18 protein-coding genes are annotated in these 19,650 nt (G+C 65.1%); 10 read left to right on the top strand and 8 right to left on the bottom strand.

The genetic code is table 11. From position 1 onward, the window contains the following. Positions 1-4: 4 nt before the first annotated feature. The 3 genes from RUH75_RS01365 to RUH75_RS01355 all read left to right on the top strand — a co-directional run bounded on the left by RUH75_RS01365 (position 5) and on the right by RUH75_RS01355 (position 4,104). Entirely contained in the window at positions 5-802 is a 798-nt protein-coding gene (locus tag RUH75_RS01365; RefSeq protein ID WP_313801409.1) for an SDR family oxidoreductase, read from the top strand. A gap of 211 nt (positions 803-1,013) precedes the next feature. Further along, on the top strand, positions 1,014-2,477 hold the full coding sequence (locus RUH75_RS01360; protein WP_313801407.1) for an FAD-dependent oxidoreductase: 1,464 nt from the start codon (positions 1,014-1,016) through the stop codon (positions 2,475-2,477). A gap of 127 nt (positions 2,478-2,604) precedes the next feature. Beyond that, positions 2,605-4,104 (top strand): NAD(P)/FAD-dependent oxidoreductase, encoded by a 1,500-nt coding sequence (locus tag RUH75_RS01355; RefSeq protein ID WP_313801405.1) that lies wholly within the window; start codon positions 2,605-2,607, stop codon positions 4,102-4,104. Between the two features lie 7 nt (positions 4,105-4,111). Here the strand turns inward: RUH75_RS01355 and RUH75_RS01350 are convergent, their stop codons facing one another. The 5 genes from RUH75_RS01350 to RUH75_RS01330 all read right to left on the bottom strand — a co-directional run bounded on the left by RUH75_RS01350 (position 4,112) and on the right by RUH75_RS01330 (position 8,570). Next, positions 4,112-5,269 (bottom strand): hypothetical protein, encoded by a 1,158-nt coding sequence (locus tag RUH75_RS01350; RefSeq protein WP_313801403.1) that lies wholly within the window; start codon positions 5,267-5,269, stop codon positions 4,112-4,114. Between the two features lie 57 nt (positions 5,270-5,326). Further along, the gene (locus RUH75_RS01345) at positions 5,327-6,049 is read right to left on the bottom strand and encodes a TorF family putative porin (protein ID WP_313801401.1); all 723 of its coding nucleotides are present in this window, start codon (positions 6,047-6,049) and stop codon (positions 5,327-5,329) included. Between the two features lie 76 nt (positions 6,050-6,125). Further along, positions 6,126-7,361: a S8 family peptidase gene (locus tag RUH75_RS01340; protein WP_313801399.1), complete on the bottom strand. Its 1,236-nt coding sequence runs from the start codon at positions 7,359-7,361 to the stop codon at positions 6,126-6,128. After that, on the bottom strand, positions 7,358-7,966 hold the full coding sequence (locus RUH75_RS01335; protein ID WP_313801397.1) for an anti-sigma factor family protein: 609 nt from the start codon (positions 7,964-7,966) through the stop codon (positions 7,358-7,360). The genes RUH75_RS01340 and RUH75_RS01335 overlap by 4 nt, the downstream gene beginning before the upstream one ends. A 7-nt stretch (positions 7,967-7,973) precedes the next feature. Further along, positions 7,974-8,570, bottom strand: coding sequence for an RNA polymerase sigma factor (locus RUH75_RS01330; RefSeq protein ID WP_313801395.1), 597 nt, complete (start codon positions 8,568-8,570; stop codon positions 7,974-7,976). 133 nt (positions 8,571-8,703) lie between these two features. Here RUH75_RS01330 and RUH75_RS01325 point away from each other — a divergent pair, with 133 nt between their 5' ends. The 6 genes from RUH75_RS01325 to RUH75_RS01300 are packed head-to-tail and all read left to right on the top strand — an operon-like array spanning position 8,704 to position 13,984. Next, positions 8,704-9,111 carry a cupredoxin domain-containing protein gene (locus tag RUH75_RS01325; RefSeq protein ID WP_313801393.1) on the top strand — a complete coding sequence of 136 codons (408 nt, stop codon included), beginning with the start codon at positions 8,704-8,706 and terminating at the stop codon, positions 9,109-9,111. Next, positions 9,108-9,836, top strand: a complete 729-nt coding sequence (locus tag RUH75_RS01320; RefSeq protein ID WP_313801391.1) for a ferritin-like domain-containing protein — start codon at positions 9,108-9,110, stop codon at positions 9,834-9,836. The genes RUH75_RS01325 and RUH75_RS01320 overlap by 4 nt, the downstream gene beginning before the upstream one ends. After that, the gene (locus RUH75_RS01315; protein WP_313801566.1) at positions 9,836-11,602 is read left to right on the top strand and encodes a carbamoyltransferase; all 1,767 of its coding nucleotides are present in this window, start codon (positions 9,836-9,838) and stop codon (positions 11,600-11,602) included. Before RUH75_RS01320 ends, RUH75_RS01315 begins: the two co-directional genes overlap by 1 nt. Next, a complete protein-coding gene (locus RUH75_RS01310) occupies positions 11,599-11,811 on the top strand; it encodes a DUF5989 family protein (RefSeq protein WP_313801389.1) in 213 nt (70 codons plus the stop codon). The genes RUH75_RS01315 and RUH75_RS01310 overlap by 4 nt, the downstream gene beginning before the upstream one ends. 2 nt (positions 11,812-11,813) lie before the next feature. Continuing rightward, positions 11,814-12,863 carry a methyltransferase domain-containing protein gene (locus RUH75_RS01305; RefSeq protein WP_313801387.1) on the top strand — a complete coding sequence of 350 codons (1,050 nt, stop codon included), beginning with the start codon at positions 11,814-11,816 and terminating at the stop codon, positions 12,861-12,863. Next, complete coding sequence (locus tag RUH75_RS01300) at positions 12,860-13,984, top strand: ThuA domain-containing protein (RefSeq protein ID WP_313801385.1); 1,125 nt, start codon at positions 12,860-12,862, stop codon at positions 13,982-13,984. The genes RUH75_RS01305 and RUH75_RS01300 overlap by 4 nt, the downstream gene beginning before the upstream one ends. 24 nt (positions 13,985-14,008) lie before the next feature. Here RUH75_RS01300 and RUH75_RS01295 read toward each other — a convergent pair whose 3' ends face one another. Further along, the gene (locus tag RUH75_RS01295; RefSeq protein ID WP_313801383.1) at positions 14,009-15,796 is read right to left on the bottom strand and encodes a chloride channel protein; all 1,788 of its coding nucleotides are present in this window, start codon (positions 15,794-15,796) and stop codon (positions 14,009-14,011) included. Positions 15,797-15,868: 72 nt separating this feature from the next. Between RUH75_RS01295 and RUH75_RS01290 the strand changes: the two genes are divergently transcribed. After that, positions 15,869-16,282 (top strand): MarR family transcriptional regulator, encoded by a 414-nt coding sequence (locus tag RUH75_RS01290; protein ID WP_313801381.1) that lies wholly within the window; start codon positions 15,869-15,871, stop codon positions 16,280-16,282. A 140-nt stretch (positions 16,283-16,422) separates the two neighbouring features. Here RUH75_RS01290 and RUH75_RS01285 read toward each other — a convergent pair whose 3' ends face one another. Further along, positions 16,423-17,466 carry a LacI family DNA-binding transcriptional regulator gene (locus RUH75_RS01285; RefSeq protein WP_313801379.1) on the bottom strand — a complete coding sequence of 348 codons (1,044 nt, stop codon included), beginning with the start codon at positions 17,464-17,466 and terminating at the stop codon, positions 16,423-16,425. A 40-nt stretch (positions 17,467-17,506) separates the two neighbouring features. Next, complete coding sequence (locus tag RUH75_RS01280; RefSeq protein WP_313801377.1) at positions 17,507-19,642, bottom strand: alpha-glucuronidase family glycosyl hydrolase; 2,136 nt, start codon at positions 19,640-19,642, stop codon at positions 17,507-17,509. Positions 19,643-19,650 lie beyond the last annotated feature (8 nt).

Genomic DNA, 19,650 nt, shown 5'->3' with positions numbered 1-19,650 from the left:
CGTCATGGAAAGGCTGAAGGGAAAGCGCGCCGTTGTCACCGGCGGCGCGCAGGGGATCGGCGCGGCCATCGCGCGGCGGCTGGCGAGCGAAGGCGCGAGGGTTGCGGTACTCGACCTCAACGGCGAGGGTGCGGCGGCCCTGCTGCCCGCGCCGCATATCGGGCTGGCCTGCGATGTCGCGGACAGCGTATCGGTGGACCGGGCGTTTGCCGATATCCGTGCGGCAATGGGCGGCATCGATATATTGGTGAACAATGCCGGGCGCGGATCGGCGCCTGGGGACGGCATGGACAGATATTATGCCGCGCAGGCCGAACAGGCGGCGGGCGGGAAGGTCTTTGCCGACCAGACCCTGTATTGCGAGGATGAGGGCTGGGATGGGGTCCTGAACATCACCCTGAATGGCGTGTTCCGCTGTACCCGCGCCGCCGTGCGGCTGATGGCGGCGGAGGGCGTGGGCGGATCGATCATCAACATCGCGTCGACCTCTGCGGCGAACGGCGTGGGGCCGGTCCCCTATTGCACGGCCAAGGCTGCCGTGATCGGCATGACAAGGGCGATGGCGCGCGAACTGGCCGATCGCGGGATTCGCGTGAATGCCATCAATCCGGGCGCGGTCGAAACGCCGATCTATGCGGGGCTTCCGGACGAGCTGAAACAGTCTCTGGCCAATGAAAGCCTGTTGAAACGGCTGGCGCAGCCCGATGAGATCGGCGGCGCTGCGGCGTTCCTGGCGAGCGAGGACGCCAGCTTTGCAACGGGCAGCACGATCACGGTGAACGGCGGCGCCTATTTCATCTGAATGATGGGTATTCGGCAGGAGTCGGAAATTGATACGCAAATATATGTATATTCCATATTTTAATGCCATAATGCGAAAAATATTTCGGAAATGACCGCTTGATTATTGGCGGATGACGCCATTGTCTATATCACGGCCGGACATGGATGGTGGACGGCGGGCAGGCCAGGGCGCTCTGACCTCGTGCCCCTGGAGTGATGAGGAATCTGAGTTGGCCGACATATCGCTGCATCGACCTTTCCCCGCATCGGCCGTGAAGGCGTGGGATGATGAAACCGACATCGCCGTCGTCGGCTTCGGCGCGGCGGGGGCCTGCGCGGCGATCGAGGCGGCCGGCGGCGGGGCGCGCGTCATGCTGTTCGAACGAGGATCGGGGAGCGGCGGCGCGTCTGCCCTGTCTGGTGGGGAAATCTACATCGGCGGCGGCGGGGGCACCGATGCCCAGCGCGCTGCCGGTTTCGAGGACAGCAGCGAGGATTTCGCCGCTTATCTGAAGGCGGCCGGCGGTCCCTGCGCCGACGAGGCCAAATGCGATCTTTATGCGCGCGAGGCGCTGGCCCATTATGCCTGGCTCAAGGCGCAGGGCATTCCCTATCGCGGCAATTATCTGCCTGGAAAGCATATCGAGCCGGTCGATGATTCGACGCTGATCTGGTCTGGCAGCGAGGCGGCGTGGCCCTTTTGCGGGATGGCGAAGCCCGCGCCGCGCGGGCATGTGATCGCGCACAGTGGTTGGGGCGGTGGACGTCCGCTGGTCGACATTCTGGAAAACCGCGCCCGGGACCTGGGGGTTCAGGTGGTGACGGATGCGCGCGCGGTCGCTCTGGTGCAGGATGAGGGCTCTCGCGTGGTCGGCGTCATCGTCCGCATCGACAATCGGAACCGTTTCATCCGGGCGGCGAAGGGCGTCATCCTGTGCACCGGCGGTTTTGTCTTCAACGAGGATATGCGCCGCCGCTATTGCCCCGAAACCTTCCGGATCAATAGCCCGATCGGCGATCAGGACGATGGGTCGGGTATCGAACTGGGCATGGGCGCAGGCGGTGACGCCGTGCATATGGAACAATTCTTCACCACCTGCCCCTGGACCATGCCCGAGCCGCAGGCCCATGGCGTGTTCGTCAACCAGGCGGGGCAGCGTTTCATCAACGAGGATTGCTATCATGGCCGGGTGAGCCGCCATGCGGTCGACCAGATCGGTGACAGGGTCTATCTGCTGCTGGACATCGTCCATTTCGATCAGCCATTGGAAATGGCGGGCATGACCATCGCGGGGACCGGAGACAGCTGGGAGGAGGTCGAGGCCGAACTGGAGATGGCGCCCGGTACGCTGAGCACGACCATGGCCTTTTACAACGCCCATGCGGCGGAAGGACGCGATCCGCTGTTCCACAAGCGGGCGCCGATCCTGACGCCGTTGGATCAGGGACCGTTCGTCGCGCTGGAGCTGAATTTCGCGACCAGCTATTTCAGTTTCTTCACGCTGGGCGGCCTTAGAACCTCCACCGACGGCGAAGTGCTGGATCGTTCCGGCGCGCCGGTTCCCGGCCTGTTCGCCGCAGGACGTTGCACATCGGGGCTGCCGGCCTGGGGCCATGGCTACAGTTCCGGTCTTAGCCTGGCCGACTGCACCTTTTTCGGCCGTCAGGCCGGGCGGAAGGCGGCCTTGAACTGAAAGGCAAAGCGATGTTGGCCGCATGAATGGGGGGTGAAATAGCGGACGCACCGCTAATCCAATTGGATGATGCGTATCCGAATGGTCCGATTAAATACGAATCATGATGGAGATCACGGAGAGCATCTTGTCCACCCACCATAATCGCGCCGGTCTGCGCTACGCCATTATCGGCGCCGGCATGGCCGGCCTGCTGGCAGGCATCAAGCTTGGGGAAGCCGGGGAAGATTTCACCCTTTATGAAAAGGCGGACCGGCTGGGCGGAACCTGGCGGGACAATCGCTATCCCGGCCTTACCTGCGACGTCCCGGCGCATGCCTATACCTATAGCTTCGAACCCTATGCGGAATGGGAAGCCTATTATGCCAAGGGTGATGAGATCCGGACCTATTTCGAACTGACGGCCGCCAAATACGGGGTCATGCCGCGCATCCGCTTCGGTTGCGAGGTGATATCCTGCATCTGGCGCGACGATCAGGCGTGCTGGGCATTGGGCCTTTCGACCGGCGAAATGGTGGAGGCCGACGTCGTCATCGCGGCATCGGGCGTGCTGCATCATCCCCGACTGCCGGAGATCGAAGGGCTGGATCGCTTCGCGGGGGACATATTCCATAGTGCCCGCTGGCAGGACGATGCCGGCATCGAAGGCGCCCGCGTCGGCGTGATCGGCAATGGGTCCACCGGCGTGCAGATCATCACCGCGCTGCATGAGCGCGCCGAAAGCCTCGTGCATTTTCAGCGTTCGCCGCAATGGATCATGCCCGTGCCCTATTTCCGCTACAGCGAGGAGGAGCGCGATGCGTTTCGCCGCGACCGGGGGCTGATCGACGCGATCCGCCATGACAAGGATTATTGGGCCAATATCCATCGCTTCACGCAGGCGATCACCGATATTGACGGGCCTGAAATTGCGATGATCGAGAAAGTCTGTCTCGACAATCTGGAAAACAGCGTGCGCGATCCGCTGCTGCGGGAAAAGTTGCGGCCCGACTATCGGGCGGCCTGCAAGCGCCTTATCTATTCCTGGTGCTATTATGACGCCGTCCAGCAACCCAATGTGACGGTCGAGCGGGAGGGGATAGCCCGGATCGAACCGGAAGGTGTCCGCCTGAAGGATGGGCGGCTGCATGCGCTGGATACGTTGGTGCTGGCCACCGGATTCCAGGCGGATCGCTTCATCCGCCCGACCGAGGTGCTGGGGCGGAACGGCGTGTCGCTGGACGATGTCTGGTCGATGCGGCCGACGGCCTATTATGCCGTGACGATCCCGCATTTTCCCAATTTCTTCATGCTCAATGGACCCACGGGCCCTGTCGGCAATTTCTCGCTGATCGACATTGCCGAGCGGCAATGGGGCTATATCGAGCAGCTTCTCGCGCCTTTGCGTGAAGGAGAGGTCCGCAGCGTGGAGCCGAAGGCGGAGGCTCATGCGGCCTATGAGGAGCGTCGCGTCGCGGCGGCGCGCACCACCATCTTCGGTTCGGGCTGTTCCAGCTGGTATCTTGATGCCACCGGCATACCGTCGAGCTGGCCCTGGAGTTATGAGGCCTTTGCCGAGGCGATGGCCCAACCCGTCATGCAGGATTATATCCTGACATCGGTGGCGGAGCCGGTCGCCCTGTCCTGATGGCGGCTTATTGATCCGAACCGGATCGGCCCTTCAGACGGCCCCAGATGGCGCGGGCCATTGCGGCATGGGCGCGCGCGTCCGGGTGGAAATCCGGAAAGAGCCGCCAATCCGGATCGAGCGGAACCAGCACATGGGGAATTGCCGTGTTCCCGAAAATCGCTTGCCGCAGCGCCCGTTCCTGTCGCCGCTCGGGCTGAAAGACGGGGACCACGACCAGCGGATCGGCGCCGTGCCTGCGGGCCAGCGCCACGTCCATCGCCAGGATTCGCCGGTCCGAGGCCACCACGGCATCGATCGTGGAGGCGCGGTGATAGGGGAAAAGGACCCGCCCCACATGGCCGAGATGCCATGACCATGCCGCCGCATGCCATTGCCCCGCCTGATCGATCCAGGGCCGGCTTCTGTCGAGATCGCGCACCAGCAGATCGGGCCCGAACAGGATGATCACGGCCCGGGGATGCTTGAACCGGGGCAGTTCGCGCCGCAGATGGAGGAAGCCCTGGCCGGCGGAAAAGGCAGGGACGGCGAGGTTGACGCTTTGCAAGCCGCTCAGTGCCTCGACCTGCCCGGCCACGCTGTCGCGCCAGTTCAGTCCCTTGCCGAACATGACCGATTCCCCCACGAACAATATCGAGGGCGCCGCAGTGTCGAGCGCCCGGCTTTCGGCGGCAACGCGATAGCCATGGGAGTCGATGACATAGACGGGCCGGGACGGATAATCGGGATCGATCGCCCGGCGCGCGGGAATATTGGTCCAGCCGATGACGGGATCGGCCCGACGCAAGGGTTCATTGACGCGGCTCCACGACTGGCCCGCCCGTCCGCTGGCGAGCCGGATCGCGCCTTCGCTTGCAGGCACCGCCAGCAGGATCGCCAGGCCGATGGCCATCCAGCGCATCGCCACATTGCCGCGCCCCGCCTTGATCATCCGGCCGAGGCGCGGAGAGAGGAGCAGCAGAAGCGCGCCGATGAGCGCGAGAATGATCCGCTCGATCCACAGGATCGCCGTCAGCCAGCCGCTCGCGACCAATATGTCGGGCAGCATGTGACGGTCGGCCCAGCTCTGGTCCATGCTGAAAGCCAGCAGCAACAGCAACAGGCCCATGCCACCCACCGTGATCTGCACGGTCCAGCGCAGGACGGGTGATGAGGGAATCGGCATGAAGCGGCACCGGATCAAGCGGGAACAGGCTTTGGTGGCGCAGGGGTGGCGCCTGGTTCAAAAGGCGTAAGCGATGGCGAGGACCAGCGCGCCGTTCTTGCGGTCCCTCCGTGCGTAACCGCCCTTGTCCTCGGTAAATCCCGTCCAGGCCGCTTCGGCATCGATCCGGCCGAAACGCCGCCGCATCCCGATGCGCCAGTCCACCACATTGCCGCGGGTAGGATCCGCCCCGCCCCGCAGCTGCGCCAACAGGCCGGCATGGGCGAACAGGGACGTGTTTCGGGCGATGTCGACATGGCCCTCCAGCTCCGCGTAAAGGGTCGGTCGATCATGGTGGAAATAGGCCGGCGACAGGAAGAGATGGCCGGAAAGATGCGGGCCGATCAGGCCGACATAGGCTTCGGTATAGCTGCCGCCCTCGGCGATTTCGGAATATTCGGTATAGCCGCCATGCACGATGCCCATGTCCATCACCAGGCCGTGCGGCAGGCGCCGGGCGAACCCCGCATATTGGATGAAAGCGAGGGGCTGGAGGCCGGAGTCCCCGCTTGCGACCACCGACGCCGACCCGCCGAGATAAAAGCCGCCGGGATCGTCATGGACCAGTTCCAGCGCGACCACGGGCCGGTGATCGCTGACCGGTTGTCCGCGAAGCCGCGCCTGGCTGGAGAGGGTGAGGCTGCCACCCCATTGCGCGGCGGCGGGAAAGGCCGTCAGTCCGGCGGCAAGGAACATGGCGGCGAAAGCGGCGCGGCAAGCGCTGGAGCGCGCTGCGTTCAATCCGACGCGGATCGCATGCTCCGCTGCTCTGTTGCCGCATTGTTTCTGCGCAAAACCCGGTTTTGCGCATGATGCCCTAGTCGCGCCGGGCGGTTGCCAGAGGAGCCGGGCACGCGCCATCACATCCTGCCCCCTTGCCCCGGACCGTGGCGAGCGCATCGATATACCCTCCTCCCGACAGGATGAGCGTCGGTCGTCCATGTCTGCGGCCTTGCGCCTCTTCGGTCAATGCGATGAGGCCGCTGACATGGGCCGCAGCATAGGATGTTCCGTCGACCAGCGTCCATCCTCCACCCGGTTGAGGCGCCGGAATATCCCGCGCCGGGGCGACATAGACGGGGCGCCGTCTTGCCGATGCCGGGTCCGATACCGGGCTGGCCGACACGGCGATGACGCCCGCGTGGGAAGCGGGAAAGCCGCCGTCCGGCTGACGGGGATCATAAGCGGCGACGACGGAGGCTCCGCGCGCCATGCCCGCGTCCAGCAGCGTTGCCAGCAAGCGGTCTGGCGGACCGCCAAGGCTGAGGTTGATGATGGCGGCCCGATGGTCGATCGCGTAATGAAGTGCTTTTGCCAGGCTCAGGCTGTCGCACGTGGCGGCGGCCATCGCGGCGCCCGCCTGCCAGCAGGCCCGCAGGCCGAGCAGGCGAGCCGCCGGCGCGATCCCGGCTATTCCGGCCCGGTTGTCGGCGCGCGCGGCGATGATGCCCGCCACTGCCGTTCCGTGCCTTTCCGGAACCATCGCTTTGTCGGCGACGAAGTTCAGATTGACCTTGACCTGTCCTGCGAGATCGGGGTGGCGCGCGTCGATGCCGCTGTCGATCACGGCTACCGAAACGCCGTGCCCGGTGGCCAGCCGATGCAAGGCGTCGAGATGCCAAAGGGTTTTGGCCGGCTGGGCGGGATAGAGCGGATCATCATGCGTCGATCCGCCGCTCAGCGTCCGATAGTCGTGCATCGGCTGCGACCATGCCACATCCGGGTCTTGCGACAGTTCCTCCGCCATTTTTTCCGCCGACCTGTCAGGAGGAAGGCGCATCACGAAACAGTCGAGATTGATGACCGGCATCATCCAGTCCGTGATCAGCGTCAGATGATGGTCGCGCGCGATCCGCCGCGCCTGGCGCATCGCCTGGCTGCGGCCCATCCGGTCGCCATAGCCGCCATCATAGCTGCCGCCCGCCCGGAAGTGCCGGGGCGGAAGGCGCAGCATGACGAGAATCCGGTCGCCGTCGGCCTTCTCCGCGCTCCGGGCAGCGGGCATGGCCAGCGCCATCGCCGTGGCAAGGCAGAGGAAGAAGGCCCGGATCATCGCGGACGCTCCATTTCGACCGGCTGTGCCAGCACGATGCTGGGCCGCGTTCGCAGGTCTGCCAGCGCGGCGTCGCGTCGCGCGGGCTCGACGGCCAGGACATAGGCTCCGGCGGCGGTCGGGCCATCGACCAGCTTCGCCCCCGCCCGGTCGAGCGCGGCGCGCAGGCTCTGTTCGCTGGCATCGGGCCGGAATATCACGATGAGATTGCCCGCCCGTGCCGTTGGCGCGCCGAGCGTGTGATAATCGGATCGCGGCGGGCCGGGCCGGAACAGCAGCGCCGCCCCGCCCAGCAGCAGGGCCTGCGCGCAGATGAAGGCCGCGAGCGTGGCAGGCCGCGCCATCCTTGCCCAAGGGCGCCAGACGCCCGGCGCGGTTCGGCGTTGCGGTTCCCGCCAATCGAGATCGGCCTGAAGCGGCAACCGCCCGATTTCCGCCTTCAGCCGCCGTTCCTGCTCAAGCGCCGCGCGGCACTGGCCGCAGATGCCGAGATGCGCTTCCACGGCGGCGGCATCCGCTTGCTCAAGCTGACCGCTCGCATACCAGGGCAGCAGCATTTCCGTGCTCCGGTGCGGATCGTCGCGAAAAGAGAGAATGTCGCCCATGGCGTTTTCAGATCCAGTCGCTGAGTTCGCCGGCCAGCTCGCGCCGCAAATGGCGGCGGGCGTGGAACATGCGTGTTTTCACGGTATCGACCGGGCAATCCATGATCGCCGCGATCTCGCGATAGCCGATCTCGTGGAAATAGGTGAGGTCGACCACGGCCCGCTGTTCGGGCGAGAGCCGGGCGAGCGCGTCGAGCAGCGCCTGCCTCGCCCGGCTGTCTCCGGCATCCTGTTCTGGCGAGCGATCCGCGCTGATCCGTCCTTCTGCAAAACAGTCCTCTATCGGGTCGTCCTGTTTCCGCAGCGCCTTCATCGCCTTGCGATAGGCAATGGCGAACAGCCAGGTCGACAGCCGGCTCCTGCCCGAAAAGCTGTCGGGACGATCCCACAGCACCATCAGCGTGTCGTCCAGCACTTCCTCGACCAGATGCCGACGGCGCAGGATGTTCATCAGGAACCGTGCCAGGCGGGGTCGATAGGCGCGGTACAGGGCATCAAAAGCCTTGCGGTCGCGAAGGCGTATCCGGGCCGCGAGGCGCAAATCCCCCTCCGCGCCCGATCGCGTTCTGGTTTCCCCGCGGCCTGCCTGTTCGATCCTCTCCAACAGCGACTCCTCGCACCGCCTCATGAGTGTGCGCGCATCGGCGGACGGTTCAAAATTTTTTCGGACGGCTTGTGAACCAAGTGGGCGGTCGGGGCCACTCATCCGCATCCACAGCGATGGAGGAGACGGACAAATGTCTCATTTGCGGCCCTTCGCCGCGTTGGTCGCCCTTATCTTCATGTCATCGGCGGGCGCGCAGCCCGGATCGGATGCGTGGGCCAACGCCCGCTCCCTGACGCTCCAGCTGTCGAGCTTCAAATTCGAGCCGTCCGACATCAGGCTGGAACATGGCGTTCCCTATGATCTGCATTTCGTGAACACTTCCTCCCACGGGCATGATTTCGCGGGCAAGGAATTTTTCGCCCAGGCGCAGATCAGGCCGGAGGACAGGGCGAAGATCAATAAAGGCCGGGTGGAGGTGGGCGGCGGCGAAAGCGTCGATGTGCATCTGATCGCGCCATCGCCGGGCAGCTACAAAGTGCGTTGCACCCATTTCATGCACAGCGCGTTCGGCATGACGGGACGGATCGTCGTGCAATGAACGGCTGGCGGCATCCGGTTCATCGGCTGGTCTGGGCCGATCCGCGCCGCCGCGCGCGCAAGCTGCTGCAATTTGCCGAGGTCGAGGCCGAAGGCGCGCGCGACCTGTTTCGGGCGGCGGAGAGGGCGCGGGACCCGATGCTGCGCCGCCGTTTCTTCGCCCATGCGAAGGACGAGGTGCGCCATGCCGGGCTGTTCCGGGCACGCGGGCTGGCGCTGAGGCGGACTCTTGCCGAGCCGGGGCCTGATCGGGCGCTGGGCGACGGCCTGATCCCCGGCGAGCGAGGGTTCGACGATCTGGAGGTGGACAGGGAAAGCGCTGCATCGCTGCTTGCCTTCATCCATCTGTCGGAAAGCGCGGCGGCGCGCGCCTTCGCCACTTATGGCGCGGTGCTGGGCCATGATCCGGAAACCCGCGCGGTGATCGAGCAGATCGCGCGCGATGAGGAGGGGCATATGCGCTATTCCCGTGCGGAACTCAGCCGACTCGCGCCGGAGCGCGCGGGCCGGGCCTTGTGGGCGGCGCGGCTGCGGCGGCTCTGGCGGGCCTATCTTCGCCTTGCGTTGATCGTCGCGGACCTGATCTCGCGGCTGATCCTGACGATCCTCTATTTCCTGCTGCTTCCGCCCTTCGCCTGGGTGGCGAAGCGGGCCGCGCGGAAGGAGGCGCCGGGCTGGCGGGATTGCCCGGCCCGGCCGCAGGGACGGGGAGGAGGGCAATATTGATGAAGATCCTGGGCATTTCCGCTTTCTACCATGATGCGGCGGCGGCTCTGCTGATCGATGGGTTGCCGGTTGCCGCTGTGCAGGAGGAGCGTCTGTCGCGGCGCAAGAATGACGCGGCCTTTCCCATGGGCGCGGTTGAATGGTGCCTCGACCGGGCGGGTCTGGAGCCGGAGCAGTTGGACGCCGTGATCTTCTATGAGCGTCCTGCGCTGAAGTTCGATCGGGTGCTGATGACGCTGCTGCGGAGTTTTCCGCACAGCTGGCGGATTTTCCCCAAGGCGATGAAGAACCTGCTTGGGGAAAAATTATGGGTGCGTGGGATCATCGCCGCCCAGCTGGGAATCCCGGCCCGGATCGTCCATTTCACCGACCATCATCTATCCCATGCCGCCGCGGCTTTCCTGACGGCGCCGACGGACAGCGCCGCGATCCTGACGGCGGATGGGGTGGGGGAATGGGCGACCTTCACCGTCGGGCGGGGCAGCAGGATCGGCGGGCAGGCGCGGATCGACCTGCTGCGCGAGGTGCGCTTCCCCCATTCGCTGGGGCTCTTCTATTCGGCTTTCACGGCGTGGCTGGGCTTCAAGGTCAATGAGGGCGAATATAAGGTCATGGGCCTTGCCGCCTATGGCACGCCGCGCTGGGCGCAGGAGGTGCGGCAGATATTGCACCGGACGGAAGACGGGGCCTTTGCCCTCGATCTGGCTTATTTCGATTATCATCGGGCGGTGGATTCCGCTTATTCGCGCCGCTTCGTCGAATTGTTCGGCCCGGCGCGCGATCGGTTCGAACCGATCGACCTCGATAGTGCGCAAGGCCGGCATTATGCCGATGTCGCCGCCAGCGCGCAGTTGGTGCTGGAAGAGGTGATGGTCGACATCGCCGCGTCGCTGCGCAGGGAAAGCGGCCTTCCCGATCTGTGCCTGGGCGGCGGTGTCGCTCTCAACGGCGTTGCCAATGCGCGCATATTGAAGGAGGCAGGGTTCGAGCGGCTGTTCGTGCCCAGCGCGCCGGGCGACGCCGGCTGCGCGCTGGGCGCGGCGCTCTATGCCGACCGCATTCTTTTCGGCCAGCCGCATCGGGACTGTCCGGATCATCCTTTCTGGGGTCCGGCGATTGATCCCGACGATCTTGCGCGGCTCGCGGAGGAGGACGGGCTGCCGTTCGCCAGAACCGGCGAAAGCGAACTGATCGACAGGGTTGTCGAGGCGATCGGACAGGGGGCGATTGTCGGCTGGATGGAGGGCGCCGCCGAATTTGGTCCCCGCGCGCTGGGCCATCGCAGCATCCTGGCCGATCCGGGCGATGCGTCGATGCGCGACCGGATCAACCGCGACATCAAATTCCGGGAATCCTTCCGTCCCTTCGCGCCGGTCGTTCCGGCGGAGCAGGCGGATAGGTATTTTGCCTTGCCCCCGGGCGGCGCGCGGCTGGGACGGTTCATGTCGGGAGTGTTTCCGGTCCGCCCTGAATGGCGGGAGCGGCTGCGCGCCGTCACCCATGTCGACGGCACGGCCCGCGTCCAGGTGCTGGAGCGGGACATGGCGCCGCGCCTGCATGCGCTGCTGACCGCTTATGGACGACGCAGCGGCGTGCCGGTGCTGCTCAACACGTCGTTCAACCTGGCCGGAGATCCCATCGTGACCAGCGTGGCGGAGGGCTATTCGACGTTCCGTCGCGCGGCGATGGACATGCTGGTGGCCGATAATGTGGTGGTGCGCCGCCAAGGGGCACGGCAGGAACAGAGGTTGGAGGATGTCGCATGATCCGCCGGAAGGGACGCCTGCGGCGTCAACTCGTCATCGTCGGCAGCGCGCCCCGCACCATCAGTGATCTGGTGCGCGGCATGTGGCATTCGCCCGGCGGACGGCGCTGGATGATTCCGCTGGTGGTGTTTCTTTGCTCCGTGGGGGTCATCCTGACGCTGGCCGCCGGGGTCGAGGCGCTGGCGCCGTTCATCTATTCGATATTCTGAAAATGGACCGCCGGGCTGTGTCGCTGCTCGCCTGTCCCCGTTGCGGCGGGATTCTGGGTGGTGTGGTGCTTGCGAACAGTCTGGGCTGCGAGGTCTGCGCGGCAAGCTATGCGGAGGACGGCGGGATCATCGACCTGCGCCTGCCCGGCGATGCGCGCACGGAGCGGGTGCGTCATTTTTACGGGCAGGCGCCTTTCCCCGGTTATCCGCCGCATGACAGCATCGACTGGTTGCGCGCCCGTGCCGAGCGCAGTCCTTTTGCCCGCCTGCTCGACACGGCCATCGCGCCGGATGCGCGGATCGTGGAGGTGGGCTGCGGCACGGGCCAGATGAGCCTGTATCTCGCCCGCGCGGATCGGATCGTGGTCGCGGCCGATCTGTGCCGGGCGTCGCTGGCGCTTGGCGCGGCGGCGGCGCGGCGGCTGGGGATCGGCGGCGTGCAGTTCGTGGAAACCGATGCGCACCATCCGGGACTGCGCGCCGGGGCGTTCGACATCGTCTATTGTTCGGGCGTGCTGCATCATACGCCCGATCCCGGCGCGGCCTTTGCGCAGGTGGCGCGGTTGGCGCGGCCCGGGGGACTGGTGATCGTCGGTCTTTACAACAGCTATGCGCGCCTGCCGCACAGGATGCGCAGGCTGGTGGCAAGGCTCAGCGGCTGGCGCTGGATGCCGGGCGACCGGGTGCTTGCCGAACGGCAGGCGCAGCCGGAGCGACGCGAGGCCTGGCTGCGCGATCAATATCGCCATCCCGAAGAACACAGGCATCGCCTGAGCGAGGTACGCGGATGGTTCGCCGCGAGCGGCATCGATTATGTCCGCGCCGTTCCCGGCGCGCTGATCGGCGGCGGTGATGAGGACAAGGCCTTGACCGATGCCGAAGAGGGCGGCTGGTGGCTGGAGGATATGCTGGCGCAACTGGGCTGGATAGGGCGGCTGGGGCCGGAAGGAGGACTGTTCGTGACCGTTGGACGCGCAAGAGGCGATGGCTTCCCAATGGCGCATTCCCCCTCTAGCGTCCCCTTGGCAAGATCATCGGGGAGTGCGGCATGAAGTGGGCAAGGATGATGATGGCGGCGTGGGGACTGGCTTATGGTTGCGCGCCTGCCCTGGCCCGTCCGGTGATGGACTGTCCCCTGCGTGACGCGCCCTTTTCGGTGGAATCCCCCATGGTCGACATTTTGTTGAGCCCCGCCGCCAAGGCCGTGCTTCAGGCTGAGGCGCCGACGATATTGGAAGTGTTGCCAGCGCGCTTCTTCTCGACCAGGGCGCCGACCTTCGCCGCGATCCTGACGATCCGGGAACTGGCCGCCATGAAGGCGATGGCGCCTGACATGGTGTCGCATGTCGATGCGGCGCTGCGGCGAGTGGCGGTGAGCCCGGCTGACCGCTCAGCGCGTTGCGCGCGATACGATAATGACCGCCCGGCCTTTGTCTTGCCCAAGGGAAAGCCCCGCCTGTTGCTGTTCGAGAAGATCAACGGCTTCCGCGATGGCCCTTCCGTGGATGCCGCCCATGCGGCCTTTCTGGCAATGGCGCGGCGCAAGGGCTGGGCGATGGTGGTGACCGACAGGGGCGGGGCATTCACGCCGTCCATCCTGCGCCGGTTCGATGCAGTGATCTGGAACAATATCAGCGGAGACGTGCTGACCCTGTCGCAGCGGGCCGCGCTGAAAGCCTATATGGAACAGGGCGGGGGCTTTATCGGCGTGCATGGGTCGGCGGGTGATCCGGCCACTTTCTGGGACTGGTATGTGGATGAGCTGATCGGCGCGCGCTTTGCCGGGCATCCCATGAAGCCGCAGTTCCAGAATGCGAGGATCGTCGTGGAAGGCACGGCGCATCCCGTGGCCAGCGGCTTGCCGCGCGAATGGGTGATGAACGACGAATGGTATTCGTTCAAGACCAGCCCGCGCGCTGCGGGGGCCAGGATCATCGCGACCCTGGATGAAGCAAGCTATTCTCCAGAGGGCATGGCTGGGCAGAAACTGCGCATGGGGGACCATCCGATCGCCTGGACGCGCTGCGTCGGCAAGGGACGGATGTTTTACGCCGCGATCGGCCATCGGCCGGAAACCTACGGCGACGCTCATTATGCCGCCATGCTGGAAAATGCGGTTCGGTGGGCCAGCAACAGGAGAGCGGAAGAGTGTCCGGCGCGGGCCGACCGATGATATCGAATCGTCATGCGGCCAGTTTCAACTGCCATCCCGCCTTGCCGCCGGCCAGCCCAGATGCCGCGTCCGCTCCGTTTCGTCCCTTCTGACCTTGTGGCGGGCCTTGAGCAGGTCCTGCCGTGATATCATGCCCACCACCTTGCGGCTGTCGCGTTCGATGATCGGTATCCGGCCGATGCCGGATTGGACGATCAGGTCGGCCACCATAGCGCTCGGGCTGTCGGGAAAGGCAGAGGGATGGGAGGCATCCGACAGGCTTTCCTCAAGGGATGTGGCCCGATCGACATCCTCGACCTGCCAGCGCAGCGCGTCGCTGCGCGATGCGAGGCCCAGCAGGCTGCCCGCCCGGTCGACCACCGGATAGCTGCGATGCCTGGCTTCGTCGGCGAAAAAGGCGATGGCATCGCCCACCGTCATGGCGCCGGACAGCGTTTCCGGATCGGGCGTCATCAATTCCCGGACCTGTAGGAAATCCAGCGCGTCGACGCTATATTCCTGAAAAATATGCCGTCCGCGCCGGGCGATCTTCTCTGTCAGGATGGAGCGGCGCATGAAGAGGACGCTGACCGCATAGGCGCCGACTGATCCGGCAATGCAAAGCGGCAGCGCGTCGAAATGGCCGGTCAGTTCGGCGGCGAACAGGGCGCCTGTCATCGGCGCGCGCATCGCTCCGCTCATGATGCCTGCCATGCCGATCATTGCCCAGAAACCGGCGTCGCCCGGCAGATATTGTCCCGCCAGACAGCCCAGCGCTCCGCCCAGGATCAGCAGCGGCGCCAGAACGCCGCCCGATGTCCCCGATCCCAGGGCAACCAGCCATACCACGGCCTTGACCGCCAGCAGCGTCGCGATCGCCCGCACTTCCAGGCTATTGCCGAGCAGGGCATGGATATTGGCATAGCCCGCGCCCAGCACATGAGGATCGATCCAGCCGCCCAACCCGACGACGATCGACCCCAGCGCCGGCCACCACATCCAGTGAACGGGGAGTTTGTGGAAGCCATCCTCGATCCGGTAGAGCGCCATGGACAGGAGCGACGCTTCCAGTCCCAGCAACAGGCCCAGCCCGACCGCAGCGGCCAGCGGCCATGCCCCGCCGGGCACTTGCAGGGCGACCGCGAACATTGGGCCGCTGCCGATCAGCAAGGGACGCCATGCGAAGGCGACGAGAGCCGCCAGCACCACGGGCACGAAGCTGCGTGGCTTCCATTCGAACAGCAGCACCTCGATCGCCAGCAATATGGCGGCGAGCGGCGTTCCGAATATCCCGGTCATGCCTGCCGCCGCGCCCGCGACAAGCAGCGTCTTGCGCTCGGCGGCGCTCAGGTGAAAACACTGGGCGAACAGCGACCCGATCGCCCCGCCGGTCATGATAATGGGCCCTTCCGCGCCGAACGGGCCGCCGCTGCCGATGGAGATGGCGGAGGAAACCGGCTTCAATATGGCGACCTTCAATGACAGGCGGCTTTCGCCGAAGAGGATCGTCTCGATGGCTTCGGGTATGCCGTGGCCGCGAATTTTCTCCGATCCGTAGCGGGCCATCAGGCCGACGATGAGGCTGCCGGTCAGCGGCAGGAGCAGGACGGCGACCCCGACCGCGCCATCGGCCATGTCGATATCGTCCATCGAGAAGCGCCCGAACCAGAAGATGTTGGTCGCCAGCGCGATGAGCTGGAGCAAAATCCATGCCCCCGCCACGCCGCCGGTTCCCACGATCAACGCCATCGCCGCCAACATCAGCATCCGCCGATCCGCGCTGTGATCGCCGAGTGTGACAGGCTCGGTCGAAGCGGAGGCTTCCCGAATCATGTAAATCCCTCTTTGTTGCTATGGTGCTGCGCAATTATGTCGTATCACGATATATTTCAAGATGAAGGTCCCATGGAAGCAGACGGCGCCATATTGAATGATGAGGATTATGCGGCTCTGGCGGAATTCCGCTTCGCGCTGCGGCAGTTTCAGGCTTTCAGCAGCGAGCGGGCAGCGCAGATGGGGTTGACGCCGCAGCAGCATCAGGCGCTGCTGGCCCTGCGCGCTGCGCCGGAGGAGGATGCGACGGTGGGCTATATCGCCCGACGCCTGCTTCTGAAACCGCACAGCGCCACGGGCCTGGTGGATCGGCTGGAGAAGCTGGGTCTGGTGACGCGTCATGCCAGCGCGACGGATCGGCGCCGGGCGCAACTGCAACTCACGCCGAGCGCGCTGGATCTGCTGGCGAGCCTGTCGGCGACGCATCGGGACGAAATCCGGCGGCTGCGTCCGCTGCTGAACCAGTTGCTGGCGCGTTTTGCTTAAGGGATTGGCTGCTTTTGGCCATTTGTGGACATTCCCACCCTCGTCACCCCGGACTTGATCTACGCTCAAGAAGAAAGCGGGATCCCGGATCAAGTCCGGGATGACGAAGCTATAATGTCCGCTCTCCACCCTGTTCCGGCTTACCGTTCCCCGCGCTGGTGCAGGCGCGGCACGGCATCGGATTGGCGCCGGATCAGACTGTAATCCAGTCGGGTCATGTCTTGCCCATCCTTCTCGCCTCCGCCCCTTATCGCGCTTGCAAGCAGGGTCATAGCCGCCCGGCTCATGTCCCGGATCGGCTGGCGAATGGTGGTCAGGGTCGGCCAGATCGCCGCCGCCAGGGGCGTATCGTCAAAACCGCAGACCGTCAGATCCGCGGGCACATTGATCTGCCGTTGGTGCGCAATGGTGATGGCGGCCGCCGCCATATCGTCATTGCATGCGAAAATCGCTGTGGGTCGGATGGTCAGGCTCAGCAGCCGTTCGGCTGCTTCCAGGCCGGAACGATAGCTGAAATCGCCTTCGACCACATAGTCTTCATCCACCGTCAGGCCCTGAGCCGCCATCGACGTGCGAAACCCCTCCAGCCGTCGGGCGCTGGAGCGGTGCTGGGCATTGCCCTGGATGAAGGCAATGCGGCGATGGCCCAGATCGATCAGATGCCGGGTCATCTCGCTTGCCGCCTGACGGTCATCGATCGCCACGACCATCATGCCGTGGCTCTCGTCCGGCGCGATCGCGACCCTCATTATATCATGCCGTGCCAATGCCTCGGCCAGCTCGTCCCAGTCGCACAAGGGCGGTGGCACGATCACGCCGGATACGCGCGCTTGCTGAATCTGCGCGACAATCTCTTCTGCGGTCGCTCCGGCCTCGCATTGCTCGACCACCAAATGGAGATGATGCTTCGCCGCCTCGTCCAGCCCGCCCAGCAGCAATTCGCCCAGATAGGCCGATGTCGTGGTGTTGCGGTAGAGCAGGGCGACCCGCCGGTCGTCACCCCCCGCAAGCGCGCGTGCCGTGGCGTTGGGGGCGTAATTCAGATCCCCGATCGCCTTTTCGACCTTGGCGCGGGTCTGGGGGCTGACCCAGCTCTGCTTGTTGACGACGCGCGATACGGTCATCACGGACACGCCTGCCCGTGCGGCAACATCCCGGATTGTCGGCAATTTTCGGTCGTTCATAGCGGCTGAGGCCCTAGCGCCTGCGGGAATTGAAAGCCAGTCATGGATGCCCCGGCGCATAGGGGAACTGGAGGGTTTCGTACCAGTTCAGATCATGTTCGGGCGCGGCCGAGCCAGCGGGCAGGGGACGCTTCGAGATCGACTGGAAATAGGCGATGCTGGCATCGCGCCACCATTTCGCCTCGCGATACTGGATGCCAAGGAAGGCCTGCGTCTGGGCAAAGCGTTCGGCGTCGATGGAAGGACGCAGGCTCTCCCATGCCTTTTGCATGTTCGCGACATAAGCGACGCCGGCATCATAATGGTGGACAAGGCCGTTCCACAGCGTATCGCCCGATTTCAGTTTCGCGTCCCAGGCGACATGGTGGAACCAGAGGAGGTCGCGTTCCGGCGTGGTCTTCGGGTTGCCAAGCATATTCGCGACCGCCGGGGCATATTGCGCGATGGCGTTGCTGCCCGTCTTCGTCCGGTCGAAGCCGATGCCCTGCGCGTCGGCCTTGTGATAATAGACCGGGTTCCATTCCGGGCGGGCAAGGTCGGCTATCCATGGTGCTGGGCCATAATGATGGCCGGTGCCCATGACATGGGCAAGGCCGAGCGGGGTCATGTAATCGACCGCCGCTTCGCGCGATCCCATCATCATGGCGACGACCGGATCGACTATCCCGGGACCGGGCGAGAAGGTCTGCGCTGCCCATTCGCGGGCAATCGCTTCCGCCGAGAGGTCGGGATTCCAGGCTAGGCGACCAAAGGCATACCAGTCGGCCTGATTGAAGATCGACCCGGCCCAGTCGCGATCCATGCCGATATTGGCGACCCCGGCGATGCCGGAGAGTTTGTGTCCTTCGAGCGATCCGTCGATCACCTTGGCGACGGTCGAGCCCTTGCCTTTCGCGAAGGTGTCGCTCTTCAGCGTCTCCTCGAACAAGGGGCCGAGATAGGTCAAATGGGTGGACTGGCCCAGATATTCCTTGGTGATCTGGAATTCCATCATCAGCGGTGTTTTGGGCATCGCGCCGAACAAGGGGTGGAAAGGCTCGCGCGGCTGGAAGTCGATCGCGCCATTCTTCACCTGCACCAGCACATTGTCCGCGAACTGGCCATCCAACGGCTTGAAGTCGCTATAGGCCTGTTTGGCGCGATCGTCGGGATTGTCATGGGCGTAGACGAAGGCGCGCCACATCACGATGCCGCCATGGGGCTTCAGCGCGGCGGCCAGCATGTTCGCGCCGTCGGCATGGGTGCGCCTGTAATCCTGCGGTCCCGGCTGGCCTTCGCTGTTCGCTTTCACCAGGAAGCCGCCGAAATCGGGGATGACCTTGTAGATTTCATCCGCCTTCGCCTTCCACCAGGCGGCGACCTGCGCGTCGAGCGGATCGGCGGTCTTGAGGCCGGACAGTTCCATCGGCGCGGTCCATTTGACCGACAGATAGACTTTGATGCCATAGGGCCGGAAAACATCGGCAAGCGCCGCTGCCTTGGCGATATAGGGCGCGGTCAGGCTGTCGGATTTGGCATTCACATTGTTGAGGACGGTGCCATTGATGCCGATCGAGGCATTGGCACGGGCATAGTCGGTATAGCGCGGCCCCTTCCAGTCGGGCAGGCGCCACCAGTCCCAGATGGATTGCCCGGCATAGCCCCGTTCCACCGTGCCATCCAGATTGTCCCAATGGTTGAGCAGCCGCAGCTTGATCCGGGGAGTGCTGCGTATGTCGAGCCGGTCGAGCGAGGCGCCCGTCTCCGCCAGCCGCAAATAGGCATAGGCGCCGTAAAGCAGGCCGATATCGCTGTTCGCGGCGATAAGGGTCACAGGCTGGCCGCTCAGGGTGATCGAACGGATCGCATAGCCTTCCTCGCCCAGCCCATCGAGCTTCGCGGGAAGATCAGGCGCAGAGGCCGGAGTCGCCAGCCAGATCGCGCCATTTCGGGGCCTGTCGGTCAGGGCGGGGGCGAGGCCGCTCGCCTTGGACAGGCCGCGTAGCAGCTCATCACGGGCGGCAAGGGCCGTCGCGCCGGTGCCGGGCGCAACGATCGCCGTGGCATGACGCGCAAGCTTTCCGCCATCCTCCACCTTTTCATGGCGCAGCCACAGATCATAGCCGTCTTCGGCCATGGCGGGTGCGGCGGCGGTCATGGCGGCGGCGATGGTCCAGCAAAACAGGCGCGCGAACATGGGTCCCC

Origin of the sequence: Sphingobium sp. (assembly GCF_032153725.1) — a bacterium.
In the GTDB taxonomy this organism is placed as follows: domain Bacteria; phylum Pseudomonadota; class Alphaproteobacteria; order Sphingomonadales; family Sphingomonadaceae; genus Sphingobium.
The sequence above is the reverse complement of the archived record's forward strand: the minus strand, read 5'-3'. Positions and strand labels throughout refer to the sequence as shown.

Excerpts from the sequence above, each read along its gene's own strand:
- RUH75_RS01300 (WP_313801385.1), top strand. The coding sequence starts at position 12,860 with ATGAAGTGGGCAAGGATGATGATGGCGGCGTGGGGACTGGCTTATGGT.
- RUH75_RS01335 (WP_313801397.1), bottom strand. The coding sequence starts at position 7,966 with ATGGGCGACATTCTCTCTTTTCGCGACGATCCGCACCGGAGCACGGAA.
- RUH75_RS01305 (WP_313801387.1), top strand. The coding sequence starts at position 11,814 with ATGGACCGCCGGGCTGTGTCGCTGCTCGCCTGTCCCCGTTGCGGCGGG.
- RUH75_RS01365 (WP_313801409.1), top strand. The coding sequence starts at position 5 with ATGGAAAGGCTGAAGGGAAAGCGCGCCGTTGTCACCGGCGGCGCGCAG.
- RUH75_RS01280 (WP_313801377.1), bottom strand. The coding sequence starts at position 19,642 with ATGTTCGCGCGCCTGTTTTGCTGGACCATCGCCGCCGCCATGACCGCC.
- RUH75_RS01295 (WP_313801383.1), bottom strand. The coding sequence starts at position 15,796 with ATGATTCGGGAAGCCTCCGCTTCGACCGAGCCTGTCACACTCGGCGAT.
- RUH75_RS01315 (WP_313801566.1), top strand. The coding sequence starts at position 9,836 with ATGAAGATCCTGGGCATTTCCGCTTTCTACCATGATGCGGCGGCGGCT.
- RUH75_RS01310 (WP_313801389.1), top strand. The coding sequence starts at position 11,599 with ATGATCCGCCGGAAGGGACGCCTGCGGCGTCAACTCGTCATCGTCGGC.
- RUH75_RS01320 (WP_313801391.1), top strand. The coding sequence starts at position 9,108 with ATGAACGGCTGGCGGCATCCGGTTCATCGGCTGGTCTGGGCCGATCCG.
- RUH75_RS01290 (WP_313801381.1), top strand. The coding sequence starts at position 15,869 with ATGGAAGCAGACGGCGCCATATTGAATGATGAGGATTATGCGGCTCTG.
- RUH75_RS01285 (WP_313801379.1), bottom strand. The coding sequence starts at position 17,466 with ATGAACGACCGAAAATTGCCGACAATCCGGGATGTTGCCGCACGGGCA.
- RUH75_RS01340 (WP_313801399.1), bottom strand. The coding sequence starts at position 7,361 with ATGATCCGGGCCTTCTTCCTCTGCCTTGCCACGGCGATGGCGCTGGCC.
- RUH75_RS01325 (WP_313801393.1), top strand. The coding sequence starts at position 8,704 with ATGTCTCATTTGCGGCCCTTCGCCGCGTTGGTCGCCCTTATCTTCATG.
- RUH75_RS01350 (WP_313801403.1), bottom strand. The coding sequence starts at position 5,269 with ATGCCGATTCCCTCATCACCCGTCCTGCGCTGGACCGTGCAGATCACG.